Source organism: Dietzia sp. E1, assembly GCF_014145015.1.
In the GTDB taxonomy this organism is placed as follows: Bacteria; Actinomycetota; Actinomycetes; order Mycobacteriales; family Mycobacteriaceae; genus Dietzia; species Dietzia cinnamea_A.
In genome coordinates this window covers 1-8,373 of the sequence record NZ_JAALDU010000403.1, presented here as the reverse complement: position 1 = coordinate 8,373, position 8,373 = coordinate 1, and the positions used below count along the sequence as shown (strand labels likewise).

Sequence of the window (8,373 nt, the reverse complement as noted above, 5' to 3'; positions counted from 1 at the left end):
GGTCTCACATCACCCGGGATCACCCGGATGATCGACGCGGGGTGGAGCAGCTCGGTAGCTCGCTGGGCTCATAACCCAGAGGTCGCAGGTTCAAATCCTGTCCCCGCTACCACGCACTCAGGCCCGGTTCCCCCCAGGGAGCCGGGCCTGAGCCCATTTCGGGTGGAACCCCGTCGGGCGCGGTCACTGGGCTAGTGTCCGATCCGCGTCGGCGACCGCCGCACGCCCGCCCGGTGTCGAACCCGCCGGGCCCGATGCGGACTCTGGAGGACACCGGTATGAAGACCCGCGCCGCCATCGTCGAGGGGCCGGGGGAGCCGTTCCGCCTCGTCGACCTCGACATCGACGAACCCCGCCCGGACGAGATCCTGGTCCGCGTCAAGGCCGTCGGACTGTGCCACACGGACCTGACCATCAAGGAGATGCTCCCCGCGGAGATGTTCCCCAGGGTCTTCGGCCACGAGGGCGCGGGCGTCGTGCAGGCGGTGGGGTCGGAGGTCGAGGGCGTCGCGGTCGGGGACCACGTGGTGATGAGCTTCCGCTCGTGCCGCGAGTGCGACCGTTGCCGCTCCGGCGGGGTCGGGTACTGCGAGCAGACCATGGCACTGAACTACATGGGTTACCGCACGGACGGCAGCACGACGCTCCACCGCGACGGCGCGGACGTCTCCGGGTCGTTCTTCGGGCAGTCCAGTTTCTCAGAGCTGGCGATCGGGAACGCCGACAACGTCGTCGTCATCGACCCCGACGTCGACCTCGCGGTGGCCGCTCCGTTCGGCTGCGGCTTCCAGACGGGCGCCGGGGCCGTGCTGAACACGATCGACCCCGACCCGGCGTCGAGCCTCGTCGTCTACGGCGTGGGCGCTGTCGGTCTGGCCGCGGTCGCCGCGGCGTCCGCGCGCGGGGTCGAGACGATCGTCGCGGTCGACACCAAGGACTCCCGGCTCGATCGCGCCGCCCGCTACGGCGCGGTCGGCGTCAACCCCACCGACCTGCCCGACGGGGCGTTCGTGGACAGGATCAGGGAGCTCACGGCGGGCGGGGCCACCGCCGGGGTCGACACCACCGCGGTACCGGGCGTCATCGCGCAGGCGGTCCGCGCCCTCGCGCCCCGCGGCACGCTCGTGGTGGTGGGCCTGGGTGAGTCCCGGCTCGAGCTCGACGCGGTCGATCTCATGCAGAACGGCAAGATCGTCCGCGGCTGCATCGAGGGCGACTCGGACCCGCAGACGATGATCCCCGAGCTGTTGGCGATGCAGTCCGCCGGCGACCTCCCTCTCGACGAGCTCGTCACCACGTACCGGTTCGACGAGATCAACACCGCCGTCGCCGACGTCACCGCGGGCGAGGTGGTCAAACCCGTCCTGGTGTTCTGAGCCCACCGCACCCTTCTCAACCCACTGCATCATTTTCAACCCGCAGCGCCGTTCAACCCACGGCGCCGTGTAGCCACCGCGCCGTTCCCACCCCACGGAGACCCGCGCGCTCGTATGGTGGACACGTGTCTGTTCGGCTGTCCGGTTCGGGCACCACGTCGGCCCCGACCCCCAGGAGATCTCCATGACCACCTCACTCGACCGCGATGCCCTGCTGATCGGGACGCAGTGGCGCTCGCCGGCCACCGACTCGGTCATCGAGGTGGTCAGCCCCCATACCGAGGAGGTCGTGGCGCGGGTGCCCGAGGGGTCGGTGGCGGACATGGACGCCGCCGTCGCCGCAGCGCGCGAGGCGTTCGACCACGGGCCCTGGCCGCGCATGAGCCCGGAAGAGAGGATCGAGGTCGTCGCCCGACTGTCCGAGCTGTACGCCGCCCGACTCGACGACATGGCGACCGTCATCTCCACCGAGATGGGATCGCCGATCTCGTTCAGCAAGCTCGCGCAGGCGCCGGCCCCGTGGATGCAGATCGAGGCGTTCCTCAAGATCGCCCGCGAGTTCCCCTGGGAGGAGACCCGCCCGGGCGCCCTCGGCGGCGAGGTCCTCGTGCGCCACGAACCGGTCGGCGTGGTCGCGGCGATCCCGCCGTGGAACGTGCCACAGTTCACGGTGCTGTCCAAGCTCATCCCCGCCCTGCTCACGGGCTGCACGATCGTCATCAAGCCGGCGCCCGAGACCCCGCTGGACACCTACCTGCTGGCGGAGCTGCTCATCGAGGCCGGGGTGCCGGAGGGGGTCGTCAGCATCGTCGCCGGTGGCCGGGAGGTGGGCGAACACCTGGTGCGCCACCCGGCGATCGACAAGGTGGCCTTCACCGGCTCCACCGCCGCGGGCCGGAAGATCGGCGCCATCTGCGGCGAACAGCTCAAGCGCTGCTCGCTCGAGCTGGGCGGCAAGTCCGCCGCGATCGTCCTCGACGACGCCGACGTGACGGCCGTGGTCGAGGGCTTGAAGTTCGTGGGCGTGATGAACTCCGGGCAGGCGTGCGTGGCGCAGACCCGTGTGCTCGTGAGCCGCGAGCGGCATGACGAGGTGGCCGCCGCGCTCGCCGAGGGGATCGGATCGATGACCGTGGGCGACCCGCTCGACCCCGCCACCGAGATCGGCCCGATGGTGGCCCGGCGTCAGCAGGAGCGCGTGAACTCCTACATCGAGATCGGTCAGCAGGAGGGGGCGACCCTGCTCGCCGGCGGTCCCGGGCGCCCGGACGGGCTGGACACCGGGTGGTACGTGCGCCCCACCGTCTTCGCGGGCGTGGACAACTCGATGCGCATCGCCCAGGAGGAGATCTTCGGCCCCGTCCTGTCCGTCATCGCCTACGACGACGTCGACGATGCCGTCCGCATCGCCAACGACTCCGAGTACGGCCTGGCCGGGACGGTGTGGTCCGCCGACCGCGAGGCCGGGTTGGACGTGGCCCGCCGGGTGCGTACCGGCACCTACGGTGTGAACACCTACACGATGGACTTCGCGGCCCCCTTCGGCGGGTTCAAGGCCTCCGGTGTGGGACGCGAGTTCGGGCCCGAGGGGCTGGCCCAGTACACAGAGCTCAAGAGCGTGTACCTCGAGGGCCCCGCCGTGGCCGGGGCCTGAGCCGCCGTGACCGATCAGACCGACTCCGCGACCGGACACGCCTCGCCGGGCGGTGAGGCGTCGGGTGAGATCCTCGCGATCCGCGACGTCGACCGGGTCCGCACCTTGACGCTGGCCCGGCCCGACGCGCTCAACGCCTTCAACGAGGCGCTGTACGACGCCGTCACCATCGCCCTGCGCGACGCCGCCGCCGACCCGTCGGTCGCGGTCGTCGTACTCACGGGCGCGGGCAGGGCGTTCAGCGCGGGAACGGACCTGCTCGAGATGGGGCAACGGGTCACCGACCCCGACTTCGTCCCCGGCGAGCACGGCTTCCTCGGGCTCATCGATGCCCTCGCCGCGTTCGACAAGCCGCTGCTCCTCGCGATCAACGGCCTCGGGCTCGGCATCGGCATGACCATCATCGGGTATGCCGACCTGGTGTTCATGGCCGACGACGCCCGGCTCAAGTGCCCGTTCACGAGCCTGGGGGTCGCGCCCGAGGCCGCGTCCAGCTACCTCATCCCCAGGCTCGTGGGCAGGCAGAACGCCGCGTGGGCGCTGCTGTCCTCCGAGTGGATCAGCGCCCGCGAGGCCCACGAGATGGGCCTCGTGTGGCGACTGTGCGCGCCGGGGGACCTGCAGGAGACCGCGCACTCGCACGCGGCCCGACTGGCCCGCCTGCCGATCTCCAGCCTCAGGGCGGTCAAGCGCACGATGACCGAGCCCCTGGCCCAGCAGATCGCCGAGGCGCGCGAGCGGGAGAACCAGTGCTTCGCCGACCTCATGGGCGGCCCCGCCAACTCCGAGGCGCTGGCCGCGTTCGCCGAGGGGCGGCGGCCCGACTTCACCACGCTGCCGGACGGGGCCTGACCCGCGGGGCCCGAGAACGGCCCGTCGCCCCCGGCCGGAGTCGGACGGAGGCGGCGGGAGGGGGCCGGGGTCAGACCCGGAGTCCCGTCCAGAGGAGATACTCCCACTCCATGCGGCCCCCGCCGAGATCGGCGGAGCGGGCGAGGGCAGCCAGCTCCGAGTCCAGGGTCCGGACCGCCCCGCGCTCGCCGGCGATCGCCGCGTACACCGCGATCGTCGGGCCGTAGGCCGACTTGAAGAAGTCCCGGAAGTCCTCGCCGCTACGGAAGCAGTCGACGGTGAGGCCCTCGGTGGCGGTGGAGACGTTCCGCACGCCCGTGCCGAAGAGCTCGGCGACGTGATCCGCAGTGCCCCACAGCGGCGGCGGCTGGGCGCCCGGGGGCGGTGGTGGCGCGTACGGCTTCATGGTGGCGAACATCCGACCGATGAAACCGGTCGGCGTCCAGTTCGCCAGAGCGATACGCCCGCCCGGACGGACCACCCGGAGGAGCTCCCGTGCCGCGGTGGCGTGATGAGGCGCGAACATGATGCCCACCGTCGAGATCGCGGCATCGAACGCCCCGTCGTCGAACGGCAGCGACTCGGCGTCGGCGACCCGCCATTCGAGCCCCAGTCCCTCGGCCTCGGCCCGGGCGCGTCCCGCGTCGAGCAGCTCCGGGGTCAGATCGGTGGCGACGACCGTCGCCCCCGTTCGGGCGGCGGGCAGCGAGGCGTTGCCGGAGCCGGCGGCGATGTCGATCACGCGGTCCCCGGGTCCGATACCGGCGGCGGCGACCACGCGCGGGCCCAGCTCCGGGATGACGACGTCGGCGACCTCGGGGTAGTCACCCGACGCCCACATCGCTCGGTGTCTGGCCTTGACGCGGGCATCCGCCGTGTCGGTCAGCGTGTCGTGTGTCATGACTGCCTCCTCGGGTGAGGTGTCGTGTGGTGGGACGCCTCGATCCTCCGCCGGGCCGGAGGCGGCCTCCAGTTCCGGATCTGAACCGGCCGCGATCCCGAATCAGTACTGGTGCCGACCGCCGAGGCGCGGTCTACTGGTAGGGGGTGGAATGAGCCATGACCGGATACGGACAGTTCTGTCCCGTGGCCAAGGCCATGGAACTGCTGGACGAACGCTGGACCCTCCTCGTGGTGCGCGAGATGCTCGCGGGCAGCACCCACTTCAATGAGATCCGCCGTGGGAACCCCAGGATGTCGCCCGCCCTGTTGTCGAAACGGCTGCAGACCCTCGAGCGGGCGGGGATCGTCCGCCGCGAGGAGAACGGACCCCGCAGCTCCTACCGGCTCACCGCGAGCGGCGAGGAGTTGCGTCCGGTGGTGGAGGCGCTCGGGGAGTGGGGGATGCGTTGGGTCGGCGCACTGGGGGAGCGGGACCTCGATCCGCACCTGCTCTTCTGGGACATTCGCCGCACCGTGCCGGTGAGTCTGTGGCCCCGCGGTCGTACCGTCCTGCTCTTCGTCCTGGACGACGTCCGGCCGGCGAGATCCCGATGGTGGCTCGTCGTCAGCGGCGACGAGGTGGACGTGTGCGACGTCGACCCGGGATACGAGGCGGACGCCACCGTGCGCTCCAGTCTGCGGACGATGGTGGCGATCTGGCGCGGCGACCTGGCGTGGCGCGAAGCGATCCGGACGGCGGCCGTCGCGTTGGACGGGCCCCGCGCCGTCACGGCCCGGATCCCCGAATGGGTCGGCGCGATGGCCTTCGCCGGGGTGCCGCGACCGGACACCCCCGCACCGGAACCGGCCGTCGGCCCAGAATGGGCCCATGGACCAACCGCCGGGGGAACGCCCTGACACGACAGCGCGCTCTGTGGACGTGCTCGTCATCGGAGCCGGGCAGGCCGGTCTGTCCGCCGGATACCACCTGCGACGCCGTGGCTTCGTCCCGGCCGGCCGGGCACCCGCGGAGGACCGGAGCGCCCGCACCTACGTCCTGCTCGACGCCGACGAGGCCCCGGGCGGCGCGTGGCAGCACCGCTGGGAATCGCTCACCATGCGCACGGTCAACGGGATCTTCGCTCTCCCGGACCACCCCGTCCCCGACGTCGACCCGGACACGCCCAGCCGCGAGATCCTGCCCCGCTACTTCGCCGACTACGAGGCCCGCCACGACCTCGACGTCCGGCGGCCGGTCCGCGTCCGCTCGGTACGCAGACCGGTCCCCGGGCGGGACGACCCGGCCGGAGACCACCTCGTCGTCGTCACCGAACCGACCGGCGCCCCCCGCGCCGACGACCCCCTCACCGACGGCCCCCGCGCCGACACCCCCCGGGCCTGGGCGGCCCGCTACGTCATCAACGCCACCGGCACGTGGACGCGGCCGTTCTGGCCGTACTACCCCGGACAGGAGACCTTCCGCGGGCGACAACTCCACGTCCACGACTACGTCTCGGCCGACGAGTTCGCCGGGCAGCGCGTCGTGATCGTCGGAGCCGGCATCTCGGCGACGCAGCTACTCGAGGAGATCTCGCTCGTCGCCGACACCCTGTGGGTCACGCGGCGGGAGATCGAGTGGGAGACCGGGCCGCCCCCGGAGAACTTCTCCGCCGCGATCGACCGCGTCGCCGAGCGCACGGCGAGGGGGCTGCCGCCGGAGAGCGTCATCCGCGTCACCGGCATGTACCGCGCCCCGTGGATCGACCGCGCCGACGCGCGCGGCGTCCTCGTGCGCCACCCGATGTTCACCCGCATCGAGCCCGACGGGGTGCGGATGCCGGATGGTCGCCTCGAGCCCGCGGACGTCATCCTGTGGGCCACCGGCTTCCGGCCCGCGGTCGCCCACCTCGCCCCGCTCGGGCTGCGGACGCCGGAGGGCGGGATCCGCGTCCGCGACGGGCGGGCGCTCGACGAGCCGAGACTGTTCCTCATCGGGTACGGCCCGTCCCAGTCGACCGTGGGGGCCAACCGGGCGGGCCGTGACGCCGTGCGGCAGATCGTCGCGGAGCTCGAGGTCGCCGCGTCCTAGAGGGTCCGGGAGATGAGCTCCTTCATGATCTCGTTGGTTCCGCCGTAGATCTTCTGCACGCGCGCCGAGGCGTACATGCGGGCGATCGGGTACTCGGTCATGAACCCGTAGCCGCCGAAGACCTGCAGGCAGCGGTCGATGATCTCGCACTGCTTGTCCGTGCAGAAGTACTTGGCCATGGAGGCGGTGGCCGGGTCGAGCTCGCCCTTCAGGTGGAGCCCGATGCAGTGGTCGAGCAGGGTTCGGGCGGCCAACGCCTCGGTCTTGCACTCGGCCAGCTCGAAGCGCAGGTTCTGGAACTTGAGGATCGGCTTGCCGAACGCCTCACGCTCCTTGGCGTAGTCGGTCGCCAGGCGCACGGCGGTCTCGGCGGCCGCGACCGCGGTCACCGCGATGATGAGGCGCTCCTGCGGGAGCTGCTGCATGAGCTGGATGAAGCCCTGCCCCTCCTGCTCCTCGCCTCCCAGGATGTTGCCCGCCGGCACGCGCATGTCGTCGAAGAACAGCTCCATCGTGTCCTGGTACTTCAGGCCGATCTTGTCGAGCTTGCGGCCGCGGTTGAAGCCCTCCAGCCCGGGCGTCTCGGCCACCAGCAGGGACAGGCCCTGCGCGCCCTCGCCGCCCGTGCGCGCCACGATGACGAGCAGGTCGCAGTGCATGCCGTTGGAGATGAACGTCTTGGAGCCGTTGACCACGAAGTCGTCGCCGTCGCGCGTGGCCGTGGTGCGCAGTGCCTGCAGGTCCGACCCGGCGCCGGGCTCGGTCATGGCGATGGCACCCACCATCTCGCCGGTCGCGAGCCTGGGCAGCCAACGCTGCTTCTGCTCCTCAGTGCCGTACTGGAGGATGTAATGGGCGACGATCGTGCTGTGGACCGAGTTGCCCCAGCCGTCGTCCAGCGCCCGGGTCTGCTCCTCCGCGATGACGGCCTCGTGGGCGAACGACCCGCCGCCGCCCCCGTACTCCTCGGGGATCGAGATGCACAGCAGACCCGCGTCGCCGGCCTTGTTCCAGAACTCGCGATCCACCGCGCCCTGCTCGGCCCACCGCTCGAGGTGCGGGGCGGTCTCCTTCTCCAGGAACGCCCGCGTGTGCGAGCGCAGGGCGTCCAGATCGTCGGTCATCCACGGGGAACGGAAGGGGGCGGGCTCTAACACGGGGCGACTCCAGGGTGAGGCGGGGGCCGGTGTGGCCTTGACGAGCACCACCATACAACTGCATGGCATGCACGTGTATGGTCGTCATTCCGGCGGTCGCCTCGGGCGCCGCACGTCGCGGCGAGAGGTGTGCGTGATGGGCGAGGTGGGTGCAGCGGGCCCCGGGTCGGGCGACGGTGCGCGGACGGTCGACGCCGGTTCGCCGCGCTCCGCCGACGGCGACATCACCGCCCGCGCGCGGATCCGGTACGCCGCCCTCGAGCTGTACTCGGACCACGGCGAGGACCGGGTCTCCATGCGCCGCGTCGCCGCCGAGGTCGGCGTGACCATCGGGTTGATCCAGCACCATTTCGGCACCAAGGA

8 protein-coding genes and 1 tRNA gene are annotated in these 8,373 nt (G+C 71.6%); 7 read left to right on the top strand and 2 right to left on the bottom strand.

Translation table 11 applies throughout. From position 1 onward, the window contains the following. The first annotated feature begins 35 nt into the window (after nt 1–35). The 4 genes from G6030_RS12980 to G6030_RS12965 all read left to right on the top strand — a co-directional run bounded on the left by G6030_RS12980 (nt 36) and on the right by G6030_RS12965 (nt 3,882). Nucleotides 36–112: transfer RNA gene (locus tag G6030_RS12980), tRNA-Met, on the top strand. Between the two features lie 166 nt (nt 113–278). Next, nucleotides 279–1,376, top strand: a complete 1,098-nt coding sequence (locus G6030_RS12975) for an NAD(P)-dependent alcohol dehydrogenase (protein ID WP_182643407.1) — start codon at nt 279–281, stop codon at nt 1,374–1,376. A 184-nt stretch (nt 1,377–1,560) separates the two neighbouring features. Next, the gene (locus G6030_RS12970; RefSeq protein ID WP_182643406.1) at nt 1,561–3,030 is read left to right on the top strand and encodes an aldehyde dehydrogenase; all 1,470 of its coding nucleotides are present in this window, start codon (nt 1,561–1,563) and stop codon (nt 3,028–3,030) included. 69 nt (nt 3,031–3,099) lie between these two features. Continuing rightward, complete coding sequence (locus G6030_RS12965; RefSeq protein ID WP_182643409.1) at nt 3,100–3,882, top strand: enoyl-CoA hydratase-related protein; 783 nt, start codon at nt 3,100–3,102, stop codon at nt 3,880–3,882. Between the two features lie 70 nt (nt 3,883–3,952). Here G6030_RS12965 and G6030_RS12960 read toward each other — a convergent pair whose 3' ends face one another. Continuing rightward, the gene (locus G6030_RS12960) at nt 3,953–4,783 is read right to left on the bottom strand and encodes a class I SAM-dependent methyltransferase (RefSeq protein ID WP_182643405.1); all 831 of its coding nucleotides are present in this window, start codon (nt 4,781–4,783) and stop codon (nt 3,953–3,955) included. Between the two features lie 158 nt (nt 4,784–4,941). Between G6030_RS12960 and G6030_RS12955 the strand changes: the two genes are divergently transcribed. Beyond that, nucleotides 4,942–5,682, top strand: a complete 741-nt coding sequence (locus G6030_RS12955) for a helix-turn-helix domain-containing protein (protein WP_182643404.1) — start codon at nt 4,942–4,944, stop codon at nt 5,680–5,682. Continuing rightward, on the top strand, nt 5,654–6,853 hold the full coding sequence (locus G6030_RS12950; protein WP_182643403.1) for an FAD-dependent oxidoreductase: 1,200 nt from the start codon (nt 5,654–5,656) through the stop codon (nt 6,851–6,853). Before G6030_RS12955 ends, G6030_RS12950 begins: the two co-directional genes overlap by 29 nt. Here G6030_RS12950 and G6030_RS12945 read toward each other — a convergent pair. Beyond that, nucleotides 6,850–8,010 (bottom strand): acyl-CoA dehydrogenase family protein, encoded by a 1,161-nt coding sequence (locus G6030_RS12945; RefSeq protein WP_347238662.1) that lies wholly within the window; start codon nt 8,008–8,010, stop codon nt 6,850–6,852. The two genes, G6030_RS12950 and G6030_RS12945, sit on opposite strands and share 4 nt — an antisense overlap. Before the next feature lie 136 nt (nt 8,011–8,146). On the opposite strand from G6030_RS12945, the gene G6030_RS12940 reads away from it, so the two are divergent. Further along, nucleotides 8,147–8,373 (top strand): helix-turn-helix domain-containing protein (locus G6030_RS12940; protein WP_182643402.1); only part of this gene is annotated, 227 nt, incomplete at its 3' end.